The organism is Psychrobacter sp. NG254, assembly GCF_015277735.1.
GTDB lineage: Bacteria > Pseudomonadota > Gammaproteobacteria > Pseudomonadales > Moraxellaceae > Psychrobacter.
On the sequence record NZ_JADHDA010000001.1, the window covers coordinates 1 to 15,717 of the forward strand.

A 15,717-nucleotide genomic window follows, 5' to 3' on the forward strand; every position below is an offset into this window, starting at 1 on the left:
CTCAGAAGTGAAACATCGTTGCGCCAATGGTAGTGTGGGTTCGCCCATGTGAGAGTAGGTCATCGTCAGCTCTCTATTCTAAAGTAAAAGCCCCCTTCGCTAACGCGGAGGGGGCTTTTCTTTTGTCTTCTAGTAGGCTGTTGATAAGTTGATAAAAAGCTTCCAACAATTAAGTTGGTAGCTTTTTTATAATAGTCTAAATAAAACTCTTTACACGAAAATATTGTGTACTATAAATTACGATATAAATTTATTATCGAATGTAAATACGTTGTGATGAATGGCTTCATTAGTCTTCTGTATATTAAATATTTTCTTATCTTCAGGTAGTCGTAATACCTTTGGCAATCGTGCTATTGCCATCTTTTCATTGGCAATGGCATAGTGACGATAGTGTTCATTTATTATTTCATTGCAGTCAAATTCTACATAAACAACATTATCACTATGTTTTTTAGCTAAATTTACTATGGACAGAAAAAACTCATTTTTCGCTTCATTCTTTGAGTGTTCTACATCTTCCAAAGTATAATTTGGTGGAAAACCAACCTTTATTCTTTGCCAAATATTACCATTTTCCTTAGTTTCGAAATAAATTTTTAATCTTTCTTGTAATTCATTTAACTTTATCAGGTTCTGTTCAGTACTATCGAAAGCTTTTTTAATAATTATAATTATTTCTTTAGAGGCATTAGTGAATTTTTTAACCTCAAAATTTTTATCTTCTAACGAATCGCAGATCGTATCTAGAAAGTATCTGAAGCTAATCAGTCTTGCAATCATAATTTCTACATTATAAGAGTATGTAGCGATAGGTCGTAATTGAAAATTTTGGAGATTATCTATAAGTTTATTAAAAATTTTAGCTAAGTAATAAAATAAATAATATCGATCATCACTATCAGTAATTGCATTTTTTATTATATTGGGTAGTTTATTCAAAATCGAAATTGTAATTTGTTGCTCATAATCGTTCATACGTTTGCTGATATGATATTCTGTATCTTCGCCGTCTTTTTTCAATTCTTTTTTTAGTAAGGGTATTATTTGTGTTTTACATAGGTGTTGTGCTTCCGCTATAAATTTAATAATTGTGTCCGATACTCCAGCATCCAAAGTATATAGTCGACTTATACAGTATTTAATATGTCGTCTGTAACGTTCTTCACTTATAAGCTCTTTTCTAATGACAACGTGTGTCAGATATACAAAGAGATCATTACTACCGCCATCTTCATGTAAAAAACGTTTAATAGAATAAGGATTTTGTCTTGATTTATCGGCAATGCCTATTAAGAACCAGTAGCGCTCACTCTCGATGACAAAGAACTTTTTACGCTTTGCCTCTTTTTTTATAATATTGGGTAAGTTGTTTTGTTCTTGAAAGTCTATATCAGTAGAATCCCAAGCGCGAAAGTCTCGCCCTTGGATCTTTTGCTTAATAAACACTTCTTTAAAGTATACTTTTACGATATCAGCATTTAAGTGCCTTATACCAGGTTGTACTATAAGGTTGACATTATCAATCCAAAATGCCAAATCGTATAAAAATGCATTTTTTATACTTTTACGGCTTCTTTGATCTAAAAGATGATCGCCTATATCGATACGATTAAGATAATCAATCATGGCCTCTACTTTATCAGCAAGTTCGATAGCATCATATGAATCTGGCTTAGACTCAATAAAATTCAGCATCTGTATAGCAATTGCTTTTAGCTCTCGATGACGAATCGCGGTTTTAGATAATAAACTTCTCAAATTATCTGGAACGATATAAGTAAAATTCGCGCTAATGTTCCTTTTTGATAATATTTTTTTATATACACTTTTACGACTGGGTATATCAAGCTGCGGCAAAATACTGATAAGGATAGTTTTCCAATCGCTACTTAATGCTGGGTCTATCGATTTTAATTGATAAACTTGGTATTCTGAGAGCTCATACACATGCATGTTACAACTTCCTTTACAGAACTAATGTTTGCAAAAATAGTCGTTATCTTAGCATTTATTAAATAATTATCAAAGCATCCTTATCTCTTACTCAGGCAGTCTAATAAATTAAGGCAGAAACCCATGACCACCTCAAAAGTAACCTACCAAGGCAATTTACGCACTCAAGCCGTCCATTTGCAGTCAAATAATCAAATCATTACCGATGCCCCTACGGACAATCACGGCAAGGGCGAAGCGTTTTCTCCTACTGATTTGCTAGCGACCAGTTTGGGCAGTTGCATCTTAACGATTATCGGTATCAAAGCCGAAGCGATGGACATCGATATCTCAGGTACTACCGCAGAAGTTACCAAAGTTATGGCTGCCAAACCAAGGCGGGTAAGTGAAATACATGTCGTGGTCAATTTTTCGAAGGCATTGGATGAGAGTACGTTAAAACGATTTTATAAAACTGCGTTGACGTGTCCAGTAGGCAATAGCTTAGATCCTGCTATTACTCAAAACTTAGTATTTAACAATGGCACAGACGCCTGATATGACTAATAAGACCTTACTCATCGTCGCTCATGCGCCATCGCCCAATACTCAGAAATTGGCGCAGGCAGCTTATGACGGTGCCAATCATCCTGATATAGATATCACTGTCATTTTGAAATCACCGCAGGACACACAGCCTGAAGATGTATTGGCTGCTGATGCGTTACTGCTAGGGACGACTGAAAATCTGGCGTATATGGCAGGGCTGACCAAGGACTTTTTTGATCGTTGCTATTACCCTGTGCTAGAAAAGAAGCAGGGTATGCCATTTGCGGTATATATTCGAGCAGGGCATGATGGTACGGGTACTAAGCGTGCGCTCAAAACCATTACCACGGGATTGCGCTGGTCATGGATTCAAGAGGCGCTGATACTACAAGGTGATTGGCAAGAGGGCTTTGCTGAGCAAGTAGAAGAGCTTGCTATGACCTTGGCTGCTGGGGTAGAGACAGGTATTTATTAGTGGCGCAATATTGAACAATGGATAAAGTAGGATTTGACAATGCTTATGAATCTATCGACATTAATGCTAAGACGATAATAGACGGTCTGGAGAGAGTAGTCATGCATGACGCTGATCTAAATAGTGATAATCTGAATAGTGAAATGGACATCGCTGCTTTGCCGTTTTCTCAAGCGTGTGAAAATAATAAACAGCCTATTCTAGAAGTACTTCAAACGGAGCTACAAGGCTGTAATCATGTATTAGAGATTGGCTCTGGAACAGGTCAGCATAGCGTTTACTTTGCGCCTCATTTGTCACATTTAAAATGGCAAACTAGCGATGTGATTAGTAATCACCGTCATATAATGGCCTGGCATCATGCGTATCCTGCACCCAATCTATATTCGCCATTAGCGTTTGATTTGGCGCATGACTCAGTACCTGTTAGTAGTCATTTAGATAGTGGTCATTTAAATAGCAGTTATGTAGACAAACCTTATGATGTAATATTTACAGCCAATACTTTGCATATCATTAGCTGGGCTTTGGTTGAGCGGTTATTTGCATTGGCTAGTGATGCGCTACCTGTTGACGGTAAGTTGATTGTCTATGGCCCATTTAACGAAGATGGCAAATATACCAGTGAAGGTAATCAGCGATTTGATGCGATGTTGATAGCAGGTAATCCTGATAGTGGCATTCGTGATAAAGAAGACATCGTCAGTTTGGCAAATGCTCATCATCTACAACTTTTAAAAACGTATGCAATGCCCTCTAATAATCAGCTATTGGTATTTCGTAAACGCTAATTTTTTAAAGCGTCAGCAAAAACTAAATAAATGAAAAGACACCTTAATGGATCATTATTAGATCTTAATTGAGGTGTCTTTTTGTTTGGGCTTATTTATATTATTACTGATTCGACTTGTGCTGTTAGGTTATTTATATTCTTCTGCTAAAAAATCTAAGTAGCGTTTCCAAGAGCGCTCATCGGCGCGGGCATCATATCTATCGCTGCCAAATACGCTAAAGGCATGTGGCGCGCCACTATAAGTAACCATCTCGTGAGGTACCTTGGCCGCTTCTAATGTCTTACCCAAAGTCGCAAAGCTCTCTAGCGAGACAGATTGGTCAGCAGAGCCATGGAATACTAGGATTTCTCCTGTAGTTTTGTCATAGCTTTGACCGGTTGGAATGTCGAATGCACCGTGGAAGGGTACAAAGGCTTTTTGCTCAAAGCCTGAACGTGCTAGCTCTAACGCGACCGTACCGCCGAAACAATATCCCATAGTCGTGCCTTTACGCACATCATTGCCTTGTAGTTGTCCTGCCGTTAATGCACCTGCCAATATGCGACGCATTTTATTACGATCATCATATAGCTCCCCAGTTAGGCGTTTGTTTTCTTCGATAGAAGTAGGGCGAATGCCTTGTCCAAACATATCGGCCGCCAATACGTTGTAGCCTTCAGCCGCTAACATGTCAGCACGTTTGCGCTCATAGTCAGTTAGACCATCCCAATCATGAATCAATAAAATAAAAGGTGCATTAGCTTTGTCCGCCTTGGCGTAATAGCCTTCATACGCTTTATCATCGACCGTATAAGTCACGTTTTTGGTCGTGATAGCAGCAGCCGTTTGACTGAACGTTAATGCCATTAGACCCATTGACGCGCCCACTAGTAATGAGCGGTAAGGTTTTTTGGACAGAAAATTGGAAGTTGGTAACATAGTCGATAGCCTTATGGTTGTATAAAAAGAGATAAATAGTTGGCTAAAAACCATGCCAATTTTATCTATCGATGATATTTAGTACGTCACAAAAGCATACCTTAAAGAATAACTACATTACAAGATTGGATTGTTAATGTTTATGCTCTCAGAAGGCGTTAGATTTGGGATGTATTGCGAAGGCAAACCTTAACCAAATATCAACAAGGTTTACTATATACGCAACTATATCTGACTTATTTTTTGGGTAATATAAGTCCTAAGCCTATTATTCCTTTACGGATTTTAGTGCGGTATCAATTTAACGCTCGGCAATGCTGAAAACACAGACAAATAAATGACAGATGAAGTCAGGATTATCTCAAAGGATACTAAACCTGTGTAAGCATATTTTTAATGGTCCCAGAATAGTCCATTTTACTCATTAGCTAGGATGTTTTATGAATAATAATATCGATCATACCGACCCAGCCAAAAACATGAATACTGAGCGCGGCAATGGGGGTGAAACCCATCAGCGTGCAGGTGACGACACCAAAGTATTAACGACGCAGCAAGGCGTGGCTATCGCTGATAATCAAAACTCTCTAAAAGTAGGCTCACGTGGCCCTACGTTGTTAGAGGACTTTGTACTGCGTGAAAAAATCAATCATTTCGATCATGAGCGTATCCCTGAGCGTATCGTCCATGCTCGCGGTAGTGCGGCGCATGGTTATTTTGAGCTGACAGAGTCACTAGAAGAATATACGACTGCCAAAGTATTGACCGAAACAGGTAAGCAGACACCATTGTTTACGCGTTTCTCAACGGTAGCGGGTAACAAAGGTTCAAAAGATACGCCACGTGATGTCCGTGGTTTTGCCGTGAAAATCTATACAGAAGAAGGTAACTGGGATATCGTTGGTAATAACATGCCAATCTTCTTTATCCAAGACGCAATGAAGTTTCCAGATTTGATTCACGCTGTAAAACCAGAACCAGATCGTGGTTTCCCACAAGCGGCCTCTGCTCATGATACCTTTTGGGATTTTGTCTCACTAAGTCCCGAAACTATGCATAACTTAATTTGGCTGATGAGTGATCGTGGTCTACCACGTAGCCTACGTATGATGGAAGGCTTTGGTATTCATAGCTATCGCTTAATCAACAAAGAAGGGAAGAGCACCTTTGTACGTTTCCATTGGAAGCCAGTACTAGGCGTACAGTCAACCACATGGGATGAGGCAGTGAAAATCTCAGGCGCTGATCCTGATTATCATCGTCGTGACTTATTTGAGTCAATCAACAACGGTGACTATCCTGAGTGGGAGTTTGGTGTACAGTTATTTACCGAAGAAGAAGCCAACGAATTCCCGTTTGACCATCTCGATGCGACCAAACTGATTCCAGAAGAATTGGTGCCAGTAAAAGTCGTCGGTAAGATGGTATTGAACCGCTATCCAGATAATTTCTTTGCAGAGACGGAGCAGGTAGCATTCTGCCCATCGCATCTTCCGCCCGGTGTTGATTTTAGTAATGACCCATTATTACAAGGTCGTCTATTCAGTTACTTGGATACTCAGCTATCACGTTTAGGCTCGCCAAATTTTGCCCAGATTCCTATCAACGCGCCAAAATGTCCGTTTGCTAACAATCAGCAAGATGGTCATATGCAAATGCAAGTACCTAAGACGCGTGTACTCTATGAGCCGCAAAGTTTAGATCCAACTCGTCCTCGTGAAAGCGCTAAACGTGGTTTCAACTCATTCCATGAGCAACTAGATGATGGCGTAAAAGGCCGAGTACGTGACGAGAGCTTTGCAGATCATTATAGCCAGCCACGTATGTTCTATCGTAGCCAGACAGCAACCGAGCAAGCACATATTGCAACCGCTTATGCGTTTGAGCTAGGTAAAGTAGATACAGCTCATGTACGTACGCGTATGCTTAGCCATTTGATTCATATCGATGAAGACTTGGCCAATCGCGTAGCAACGGCACTGGGTATGGAGCTACCAGAGCCAGCGGATGCGGCTGCACCTGTTCAAGATTTGGGAACCTCTAAAGCGGTACAAACGATTGGTCTAACGCCTGATATATTAAAAGGCCGTATGATCGGTATCTTGGTTGCAGAAGGCTCTAATAGTAGTGAAGTTAAAAAGTTCGAAGATGCCGCTAAAGCGCAAGGTGCTAGTGTCAAGATAGTAGCACCTAATAAAGAAGTCGTATTGGATGACGGTACACGCATACAAGCTGATGAGCGCCTCGCTGGTGGTCCGTCAGTGATGTTTGATGCTGTCGTTAGTATCATCATGCCTGACCAAGCTAAAAAGCTGGCAAAAGACAGCTCAGCACTAGATTGGTTCAACGATGCGTACAACCATTGCAAAGCCATCGCATATTGCGGCGCGACTGATGAATTTATCCTAAGTAAACTCCCAGTTGAAAAAGATGAATTTGTAACGCCATTGGCTGAGCTAGATGCCTTTATCAGCAATGCTAAGTCTCGTCTATGGGAACGTGAGCCAAAGGTTCGTGATCTTGCATAAATAGGCTTAATTCAGAATTAATTATATGTTTAATCCAATAAATCAGTCATAGCAATATGGCTGGTTTTTTCATTTGGATAAAATGTCTTTGGAGAGAGTATGACTGTTTATGTCTATTTATAATAATTTATATCCCAGATTCGGCGCCTCTACAGACGATCATAACTTTTTTAGAAAGTTATATTATTGCTTAAGGTTTTTAGATGCAGATATATTGTTGTTGTAAGGTATCGATGCTAATATTGTAGTTCGATATACCAACATAAATAGAAGGGGATTGCAGGTATTGTTTACTTCTCAAAAGAATCGTAGTGAATACATATATCATTACACTAAATCTGAAACTGCAATTAATTTTATTCTAAAAAATAAGAATTTGAGGTTTTCTACATTTAATGAAACGAATGATCCAAAAGAAACAAAAGATTGGCTTCTAACTCCTGGTACGAATGAAGGAAGAGATTTAACGAAATACACTCCAGAATATTTGTCAAAACGGCTGAACCCATATTTTAAACAATCAACAAGGTTACTTTGTTTTTCTAAAGACCAAGAGCTTACAGGCAGTCACTTAGAGGACACGCATAAAAGAGGTTTCTGTAAACCTCGCATGTGGGCACAATATGCAGAAAGTCATACGGGAATCTGTCTGATTTTTGACTCGGAAAGTTTTACCGAAATTTTTCATGATAAGTTTTATGATAAAACATATACCTATGATCATGTGGATTATTACGATCGCTTGCTAGCTGACATACAGTTGGAACAAGCATATATGATTAATGTTGACCACTTAGAAGAAAGAGGTGAAAGAAATTACTGTTACGATCATTTGCTCAAGTTTAATAAGCGTTTATTTTTTGAAAAAGCTAAAGATTGGGAAAATGAAAATGAATTTAGATTTGCTATTTTTGAATGCAATGAGGAGCTCTATTTCGAATATCAAAATTCTTTAAGAGGTATAGTTTTCGGTCAGGATTGTAATGAGTCAGATATTAAAAGAATTGTCGAATTAACAACAGACGATGGTATTCAGTATCAGAAACTGAGGTGGAGGAATTGTACACCATGGTTTGAATTTGAACGCACAAGGTGGTTATAGTATTACGTGACTTGGACTACACCTTAAGTATATGAGAAATATTTTCCATATAAAAACCCAGCCTAAGTGCTGGGTTTTTGCTTTTTGCTAATAAAGTAAGAATTATCATGGATAAAAGCCACGTATACAGGTCCTAATTGTTATTTATTAATCGTTATTAGCTGCATCGTCTCTGTAAGCCGCATGGCTTCTATATATAGTCACAGGCGTTCACTCAAAGTCGTTTTATTTGTGGTGACGGGCGCTATACTAAAGATTGGCTATAAAACTGAACAAAAGCCTCACAATAATAACGACGAATGAGGTAGGGAACACCAATGAGTCTATGTGAAATTGTACGTTTAGAAGGATATATCCAGAGTAGTTATCTGGCAGTATATCCAGATAAAATAATGCTGTTAGATGGCTGCTGCCGTGCTGATGTACCGATGGTGCTCGACTATATTAAGACAATGTTAAAACGACCCGTCACCGACCTAAAAGTAGTGGTGGTCACACATATGCATCCAGACCATGCAGGCGGTGCGAATAAGTTTCGAGAAAAGACTGGCTGTCTGATCGTCTCAGCAGATAGAAAAAAGCAATGGTATAGCGGTATTGGCGGGCACACGATGCACTTCGTAGATATACATCTAGGATACTATGTGGCCAGACGTCAAGGTAGGCCATTTAAAAACCTATATTACTCGCCAAGCCTGAAACCAGATATCACCGTCACAGATGGTGAGCTTGTGCCACACTTTGATGAATGGCAAGTACTAGAGACGCCAGGTCATACGGATCGTGATTTGTCTTTGTTTCATCTGCCCAGTCGCGAAGTATACACCGCTGATTTAATCATTAAATTGCGTCACAAGTTCGTAGCACCATTTCCTGTCTACTATCCTAAAGACTATGTTAAATCGCTAAAAAAAATCAGGGCATTGCAACCGTCAATGGTGATGATGGCACATGGTCGAGAGCTGGCGATGAGCGAGGCGGAGTTTGATGCGTTTATTGCTCATGCACCCAAGCACCCACGTACCATCAAAGATACGATCAGACATAAACTACTATGGCGCAAGAGAGATAACTTTCGACTGTTTAAACGTAGGCATAATAAATAGAGGTATATAAAAGCTAAGAAACTAATAGCTAAAAAACAACGTTTAAAAAGCCCAGACGAAAAAAAGCCCAGTTACTAAGATAGTAACTGGGCTTTCTAAATATGGTGGGCTGTCCGCGACTCGAACGCGGGACCAATTGATTAAAAGTCAACTGCTCTACCAACTGAGCTAACAGCCCTGAAGAGTATATAAAAAAGCGATGCTTTTTAACTCTGCAAGAGAAAATTCTAACTAAAGAACTTTCTAAAACTAAACATCTTAACGATGTCTTTTAAACTTATCTTTATTAGTCTACTACCGGATAGGGCAGAACGATTAATAAAGATTAAACTAAATATGGTGGGCTGTCCGCGACTCGAACGCGGGACCAATTGATTAAAAGTCAACTGCTCTACCAACTGAGCTAACAGCCCTAATATTTGCAAACGATACTCAATAATTTAAGCATGACGCTTGCTTTCCCGTTTAGTTAATTTGTATCTCTAAACGTGAGAGCACATTATATATATAAATGAGCCAAATACAACCCCGAAGCGCCAAAAAAATGCAATTAATGCAAAAAAATGCCTTTTTTTATCTGATTTGGCTTATTGGTGGATGTTTGATGGCAATAAACACTGATTTAAAGTACTAGTCACAGCTTTTAGTCCCTAGACAATGCTTCAACAGGATCTAATTTGGCGGCATTTCGGGCAGGCAAGAACCCAAATACCACGCCTATAAGTGTCGAGCACACAAAAGCGGCAATGATGGAAGTCGATGAATAGATAACTTTGAAATTATCACCGCCCACACTATTGATTAATTCACCAATGGCAAAGGCCAGCCCAATGCCAATCAGTCCCCCTAATATACAGACTAGAACAGCCTCGATGAGGAACTGCTGCATGATATCGCTTTGACGTGCACCTACTGCCATACGCACGCCAATCTCGTTGGTGCGCTCGGTGACAGAGACGAGCATGATGTTCATGACCCCAATACCGCCGACGATCAATGAAATAACTGCGACCGATGAGATAAGCAATGTCATCGTACCTGTTGTCGACTCGATGGTTTGACGAATAGAGTCTGAATTACGCAGCTCAAAGTCATCTTTGCCATGGCGACTCTCTATCAAGTCAGAAATGGCAGTCTCTGCGGCGCTAGAGGAGATACTGTCATCTAATAACGCCACAAAGCGGTCTATATTGGTACTACCCGTGACACGCGACATTACCGTTGTATAAGGCATATAGATGGTGGGCGTCGTCACACTGGGACCAAAGCCGCCGTCGCTCTCTTCGAGTACTCCAATCACGCGTCCGGGCACGCTGCCAACCAATATTACTTCACCAATGGGGTTATCAATATCTGCAAAAAAGGTCTGCTTGGCATTGTCATCGATGATGATATCTTGACTACGTAATGTGACGCTTTTTGCATCAAACCCTTGGCCTAATGCCAATGTCTCACCAGTGACGGTTAGGTAGTCTTCACCAACGCCGTTGACGGTAGCATCCTCTTGTATACTACGATAGCGCACGCTAGAGTTGGCATTTACCTGAGGGCTGACGCTGATAATATATGGCTGATTGCCGACCGCTTCTGCGTCTTCTGGCGTCAGGTTGTCATCGTTGTAACGGCGTCTAGGGTCGCCTCTAGGGTAGCCATCATTGACGGTGATAGTATTGGTACCTAACGAGCTGATATTGGCGAGGATTTGCTGCTGAGAGCCTTGACCAAGGCCAACGATAGAAACCACAGCGGCGATACCAATGATGATACCGAGCATAGTCAGTAGGGTACGCATCTTATGCGCACGCATAGCAAGCAAAGACATCTTAAAGGCTTCAAGCAATCGATCTATAAAGCTACCAAAGGCACTTTTACGATGCTCACCAAGGATAGACTCTGGCTTTTTGTCTGTGTGCTTGTAATGCTCAGTTTGATAGTCAGCGATGACATAGCCATCTTTTAGCTCAATCACACGCTCCGCTTGCGCTGCTAGCTTTGGATCATGAGTAACCATGATGATGGTATGACCTTGTGCACTGAGGTCATGCAAAATCGCCATGACGTCTTCGCCAGACTTACTGTCTAGGGCACCCGTTGGCTCATCTGCCAAAATCACATCACCACCATTCATCAGTGCACGAGCAACAGAAACACGCTGCTGCTGTCCACCTGAGAGCTGGTTGGGGCGGTTATTGACCTTATTACCAAGGCCCAAATCCGTTAATAGCTTCTCAGCACGATTGGTGCGTGCCTCGGTATCCATACCCGCATACACGGCAGGAACGGCGACATTATCTTTGGCACTGATATCACCAAGCAAATGGTAGCGCTGAAAAATAAAACCAAAATGCTCACGGCGTAGCTCTGCCAACTGATCGGCGTCAAGCTTACGAGCGGACTGACCATAAATTTTATAATCGCCAGCAGTGGCTTGATCTAAGCAGCCTAAGATATTCATCAAGGTGGACTTACCAGAGCCTGACTGTCCAATGATGGCAACCATCTCACCTTGGTGAATCGTCAGATTGATATCATGTAACACTCGAATGGTTTGCTCACCAGCAGGGAACTCTCTGATAATGCCAGACAGCTCCATAATGGGCTGGCCTGATGCAGGATGGTTAGAAGTATTGGTTTTTGCCAAGTTATCTGAGTTATCTAAGTTGTTTGAAGGATTAGCAGAAGTCTGTGACCCTAAGTTTTGAGCCGTGCTACTTTCAGAGCTATCTTCAGTCGACGGTTTAGGAGATTGAGATATAGTCATAGCAGTATCTTTAATAAAGGCTAATAAGCGTTATAGTGTTGTTATGAAAGGGCTACGATATTTAACAAGCCCTTTTTTATTCAACATAGTCAAAGAACAAGTTACATTCGAGGTCCACCAGGGATACGGCCGCTACCTGATTTCTTACCGCTTTCTTCACTGATGATTACTTCTTCACCTTCTTTCAAACCACTTAAGATTTGCGCGTTTACTCGGTTATCGATACCGACTTCTACAGTACGCTCTTCTACGGTTCCATCCTCTTTTAATACACGTACAAACTTGCCCGTGGCTGCTTTGCCTTTTTCTTTACCTTTAGCGCGCTTTTCTTGTATCACTGTTGACGGTACTAACAGAGCGTTTTTGGCTTCGTTAACGATGATATAAATCTGCGCGGTCATATCAATGCGGAACAAACGGTCAGGGTTCGGCACTTCTACGTAGCCGACATAATAGATTGCAGCGTCTGTCGAGCTGGTGCTACTGATCTGCTCTGGCGCAGGTTCGATAGCAGTCAACGTCGCATCATATTGCTTATCTGGATTACCAATGATATTGAAATAAGCGGGCATACCAGCATTGACGTTAATGACATCAGCTTCTGAGATTTGCGCGTTGATACGCACGGTCGATAAATCCGCTAGCGTCACCAATGTGGGCGCCGTTTGGTTGGCATTCACGGTAGTACCTTGCTCAGTCGTAATAGAAACGACAGTACCTGATATCGGAGCGCGAATCGTGGTATAGCTCAGATCTTCTTCAGCGGTACTCACATTGGTTCGTGATTTGCGTAATGCTGCTTGCTGACTGTTGATATTGGCTTCAGTAGTCGCAATCGCGGCTTTTGCAGTATCAATAGCTGCAGCTGCATTAGCAACGGCTGCTTTTGCTGTCTCGACGCTGGTCGCTTGGGTGTCATATTCTTGCTGTGAGATAGCGTCGATCGCGACTAAATTCTGCAAACGCGCAAAATCAGACTGGGCTTGTTTGAGTTCAGACTGACGGCTGGCAAGATCGGCATAGGCACTTTTTAGGCTGGCTTGTTTGCTCAACGATTCCGCTTGGGCACTTTGTAGCGCCGCTTCGCTTTGCTCAAGGGTGGCTTGTTCATTACTCAGGCTGTTCTTCTGAGTCACTTGATCAATCTGCGCAATCAAATCGCCTTGCTTTACTTCATCGCCGACTTCAACGTACAGGCGTTTTACTTCACCAGATACCTGTGCCCCTACATCGACGGTATTTAACGCTTTCACTTTACCAGATGCCATGACATTGTTTTCAATATCACCGACCTCAACGGTTGCAGTTAGATAGTTGGGTGTGGTTTCTTCTGGCTTTAAAAAAGTATAGGCCAAAGCCCCTAATGCTACGATAATTAAGGTAATGACACCCCATTTGATAGCAGACTTTTTGCTTATTTTGCGCATGACAACAATCCAATCACAATTAAATCAAGTGTAGATATAGTAGAGACTTCATATACAAAAGGGAATGTTAATTAGTTTACGAAAGGTTAAGGTAGCCAAGCATAGAGGTAGGTACAGAAAATAAACGCTTAAAAGCGAAAATTATAGGAGAACAAGATAGGGTAGTAGAATCTGGACTTATAGTGTTTAAACCTATAAGTCAGTAAGAGAAGAGATGAATAACTGGTTGATAAGCGAAACAATAGAAGGTGGTGACAGACTAATTTTAGCGCATCGCAAATAAACGCTTACCTGCTAATTCCAATGCGGCTTGTAGTAATAGCTCCCATGCTGGCTGACGGATTAGCCCTTTGATGGCTTGGTCACAGCGGTAAAGCAGGGCAGGCCATTCGCTCGTTTGTTGTTTTGATTGACGACGGCACGCTTGTTGGTAGAGACCTTGCTTGCTACGCCAAATGCCTAATGCTTGCGGGTCTTGTCCATCCATCAATTGTATAATTTGACGCATGTCTTTGCTGATGGCCCATAGCACTAGAGTGGTGGGTTCATCGGTCGACTTTAGCTGAAAAATGATTTTGGCGACTTGCGCACTATTGCCTGCGAGCATTGCATCAGATAAGTCAAACACGCTAAATTGCGCGTCACTGACCAGTGCTGCTTGCAGATCTGCGATATCTAGCGCCACGGTGCTTGTAGGCTGTGTATCGCCGCTAGTCGGCTTGGCATCATCACTTTCAAATAACTGCGGTGCAAACAGGTAGGACAGTCGCCAAAGCGTTTGATAAGCACTTAATAAATGGTGCTCCGTATGTGACATCAGGAGCTGCCACGCTTCTTGAGACAGTCGTAAGCCAAACTGCTGTGCCTGTATCTGTAATAACTGCTGTCGCTGCTGCTCATTGTAAAGATTGCAATCGATGACGTTGCCATATTGTGCAAAAGGGGCAAACCACTTACTGCTCTGGCTGCGTTTATCCTGCTTAGGCGTGAGCCACAATAGACTGTGACTGTGCGTACCAGCTTGCGCCTCAATGGCAAAACGCTCCAACTCAGCGATAACCGCTTTGTCAGGTTTATGATTGCCCGTCACGATTAAAGCGCTGGCATCATCAAATAGAGACTGACTGCCAAGCTCTGACAATACTTCTTGCCAGCTCTTGACGGAAATCAGCTCTATGCGTTTGATGGCGTAATTTTGCGCGCGCCAGTGCGGTCGCAGCGCATCCATCAGCCATTGACTGAGCAGTGGCTCATCACCATGCGCGAGCCATAGCCCTGCTACTCCAACTGAGGGTTGAAGTAGCTTTGGGTAGGCTTTTATAAAAGTATCTTGCATAAGGTAATGACGCGCAGATTGATGGTAATAAATAGTAAATGTCTAGAATGCAAAGGGTCAAGGCGTTGGTAATACAACCGCTGTTGATGCGGATCCTTTACCTGTTTGTACCGGTATCTTGGCAGTTCTAGAGGGCACTTTAGGCAGAGAAAGCGCCACATATTGGTCAGTGATACGGCGGGCTAGCGTGTCATAGAGCCAGTCACGCGTTTGATCGCCTTGCTGATCGTCAGTGCTGACCGATGCTTCATTATACTGGTAACTACGATCCACTTGGATGGGATTGGTCAGAGTGACCAGTTTGCCATTTTCCATGACTTGATAGCTGACATCTGCGGATAGTACCAGACGAATCTCTGTCAATACCCCAACCAGCTCATAACGTTTAAAACGCATATTGCTGATATCAATTGCTGCAATGGTATCAGGACCGATTTGCTGATTATTGCGGGTCACATCATCTGAGGTCATATTGTCAATGACATCAACGCCCAAGGTTTCAAGACGCTTCGACAATGGCAGTTTCAGAGGAAATGAGGTGCGGTTATCCTCGATGATGACAGCGGTTCTATTGACATCAAGTAACATAGGCGCGTCATAACCGCGTAGATGAAAGCCGCAACCGCTCAGCGTCGCTGCTGCACCTACTACCGCAAACATTGGCAATCCTGCTAGCAACACGGCCGCGAGTTTTTTTGCCCCAGACTTTCGCGCAGCCATACTTGGTGCGTTAGGGGTTGCTTGATCTGATGGCCCAGCTCGATGCTTGTACGACATAACGCTATC

General features: G+C 41.9%; 12 protein-coding genes and 2 tRNA genes. 6 read left to right on the plus strand and 8 right to left on the minus strand.

All coding sequences use genetic code 11. The annotated features are described in order from the left end of the window. Positions 1–237: 237 nt before the first annotated feature. Complete coding sequence (locus IP510_RS00005) at positions 238–1,956, minus strand: hypothetical protein (protein WP_194362772.1); 1,719 nt, start codon at positions 1,954–1,956, stop codon at positions 238–240. 123 nt (positions 1,957–2,079) lie between these two features. On the opposite strand from IP510_RS00005, the gene IP510_RS00010 reads away from it, so the two are divergent. The 3 genes from IP510_RS00010 (at position 2,080) to IP510_RS00020 (ending at position 3,750) form a co-directional block, all read left to right on the plus strand. Then, positions 2,080–2,493, plus strand: a complete 414-nt coding sequence (locus IP510_RS00010; RefSeq protein ID WP_194362773.1) for an OsmC family protein — start codon at positions 2,080–2,082, stop codon at positions 2,491–2,493. 1 nt (position 2,494) lies between these two features. Then, positions 2,495–2,959 carry a flavodoxin family protein gene (locus tag IP510_RS00015; RefSeq protein WP_194362774.1) on the plus strand — a complete coding sequence of 155 codons (465 nt, stop codon included), beginning with the start codon at positions 2,495–2,497 and terminating at the stop codon, positions 2,957–2,959. 101 nt (positions 2,960–3,060) lie between these two features. Further along, positions 3,061–3,750, plus strand: coding sequence for a DUF938 domain-containing protein (locus IP510_RS00020; RefSeq protein ID WP_194362775.1), 690 nt, complete (start codon positions 3,061–3,063; stop codon positions 3,748–3,750). Positions 3,751–3,879: 129 nt separating this feature from the next. On the opposite strand, the gene IP510_RS00025 is transcribed toward IP510_RS00020, so the two are convergent. Further along, entirely contained in the window at positions 3,880–4,671 is a 792-nt protein-coding gene (locus tag IP510_RS00025) for a dienelactone hydrolase family protein (protein WP_194362776.1), read from the minus strand. A 440-nt stretch (positions 4,672–5,111) separates the two neighbouring features. Between IP510_RS00025 and IP510_RS00030 the strand changes: the two genes are divergently transcribed. The 3 genes from IP510_RS00030 to IP510_RS00040 all read left to right on the plus strand — a co-directional run bounded on the left by IP510_RS00030 (position 5,112) and on the right by IP510_RS00040 (position 9,407). Next, on the plus strand, positions 5,112–7,199 hold the full coding sequence (locus tag IP510_RS00030) for a catalase (protein ID WP_194362777.1): 2,088 nt from the start codon (positions 5,112–5,114) through the stop codon (positions 7,197–7,199). A 286-nt stretch (positions 7,200–7,485) separates the two neighbouring features. Continuing rightward, complete coding sequence (locus tag IP510_RS00035; RefSeq protein WP_227669390.1) at positions 7,486–8,301, plus strand: DUF2971 domain-containing protein; 816 nt, start codon at positions 7,486–7,488, stop codon at positions 8,299–8,301. Between the two features lie 317 nt (positions 8,302–8,618). Beyond that, entirely contained in the window at positions 8,619–9,407 is a 789-nt protein-coding gene (locus IP510_RS00040) for an MBL fold metallo-hydrolase (RefSeq protein ID WP_194362779.1), read from the plus strand. A 102-nt stretch (positions 9,408–9,509) separates the two neighbouring features. On the opposite strand, the gene IP510_RS00045 is transcribed toward IP510_RS00040, so the two are convergent. The 6 genes from IP510_RS00045 to IP510_RS00070 form a co-directional block, all read right to left on the minus strand. Beyond that, a tRNA-Lys gene (locus tag IP510_RS00045) sits at positions 9,510–9,585 on the minus strand. Positions 9,586–9,744: 159 nt separating this feature from the next. Next, a tRNA-Lys gene (locus IP510_RS00050) sits at positions 9,745–9,820 on the minus strand. 230 nt (positions 9,821–10,050) lie between these two features. Further along, positions 10,051–12,000 carry a MacB family efflux pump subunit gene (locus IP510_RS00055; RefSeq protein ID WP_227669425.1) on the minus strand — a complete coding sequence of 650 codons (1,950 nt, stop codon included), beginning with the start codon at positions 11,998–12,000 and terminating at the stop codon, positions 10,051–10,053. Between the two features lie 269 nt (positions 12,001–12,269). Further along, positions 12,270–13,595, minus strand: a complete 1,326-nt coding sequence (locus IP510_RS00060) for an efflux RND transporter periplasmic adaptor subunit (RefSeq protein ID WP_194362781.1) — start codon at positions 13,593–13,595, stop codon at positions 12,270–12,272. Between the two features lie 265 nt (positions 13,596–13,860). Beyond that, positions 13,861–14,931, minus strand: a complete 1,071-nt coding sequence (holA, locus tag IP510_RS00065) for a DNA polymerase III subunit delta (protein WP_194362782.1) — start codon at positions 14,929–14,931, stop codon at positions 13,861–13,863. A 57-nt stretch (positions 14,932–14,988) separates the two neighbouring features. Next, on the minus strand, positions 14,989–15,708 hold the full coding sequence (locus IP510_RS00070; protein WP_227669391.1) for a hypothetical protein: 720 nt from the start codon (positions 15,706–15,708) through the stop codon (positions 14,989–14,991). Positions 15,709–15,717: the final 9 nt, after the last annotated feature.

What these genes read in the sequence shown, in the direction of transcription:
- IP510_RS00030 (WP_194362777.1), top strand. Translation starts at nt 5,112, where the DNA reads ATGAATAATAATATCGATCATACCGACCCAGCCAAAAACATGAATACT.
- IP510_RS00070 (WP_227669391.1), bottom strand. Translation starts at nt 15,708, where the DNA reads ATGTCGTACAAGCATCGAGCTGGGCCATCAGATCAAGCAACCCCTAAC.
- holA (WP_194362782.1), bottom strand. Translation starts at nt 14,931, where the DNA reads ATGCAAGATACTTTTATAAAAGCCTACCCAAAGCTACTTCAACCCTCA.
- IP510_RS00010 (WP_194362773.1), top strand. Translation starts at nt 2,080, where the DNA reads ATGACCACCTCAAAAGTAACCTACCAAGGCAATTTACGCACTCAAGCC.
- IP510_RS00040 (WP_194362779.1), top strand. Translation starts at nt 8,619, where the DNA reads ATGAGTCTATGTGAAATTGTACGTTTAGAAGGATATATCCAGAGTAGT.
- IP510_RS00015 (WP_194362774.1), top strand. Translation starts at nt 2,495, where the DNA reads ATGACTAATAAGACCTTACTCATCGTCGCTCATGCGCCATCGCCCAAT.
- IP510_RS00060 (WP_194362781.1), bottom strand. Translation starts at nt 13,595, where the DNA reads ATGCGCAAAATAAGCAAAAAGTCTGCTATCAAATGGGGTGTCATTACC.
- IP510_RS00055 (WP_227669425.1), bottom strand. Translation starts at nt 12,000, where the DNA reads ATGGAGCTGTCTGGCATTATCAGAGAGTTCCCTGCTGGTGAGCAAACC.
- IP510_RS00025 (WP_194362776.1), bottom strand. Translation starts at nt 4,671, where the DNA reads ATGTTACCAACTTCCAATTTTCTGTCCAAAAAACCTTACCGCTCATTA.
- IP510_RS00020 (WP_194362775.1), top strand. Translation starts at nt 3,061, where the DNA reads ATGCATGACGCTGATCTAAATAGTGATAATCTGAATAGTGAAATGGAC.
- IP510_RS00005 (WP_194362772.1), bottom strand. Translation starts at nt 1,956, where the DNA reads ATGCATGTGTATGAGCTCTCAGAATACCAAGTTTATCAATTAAAATCG.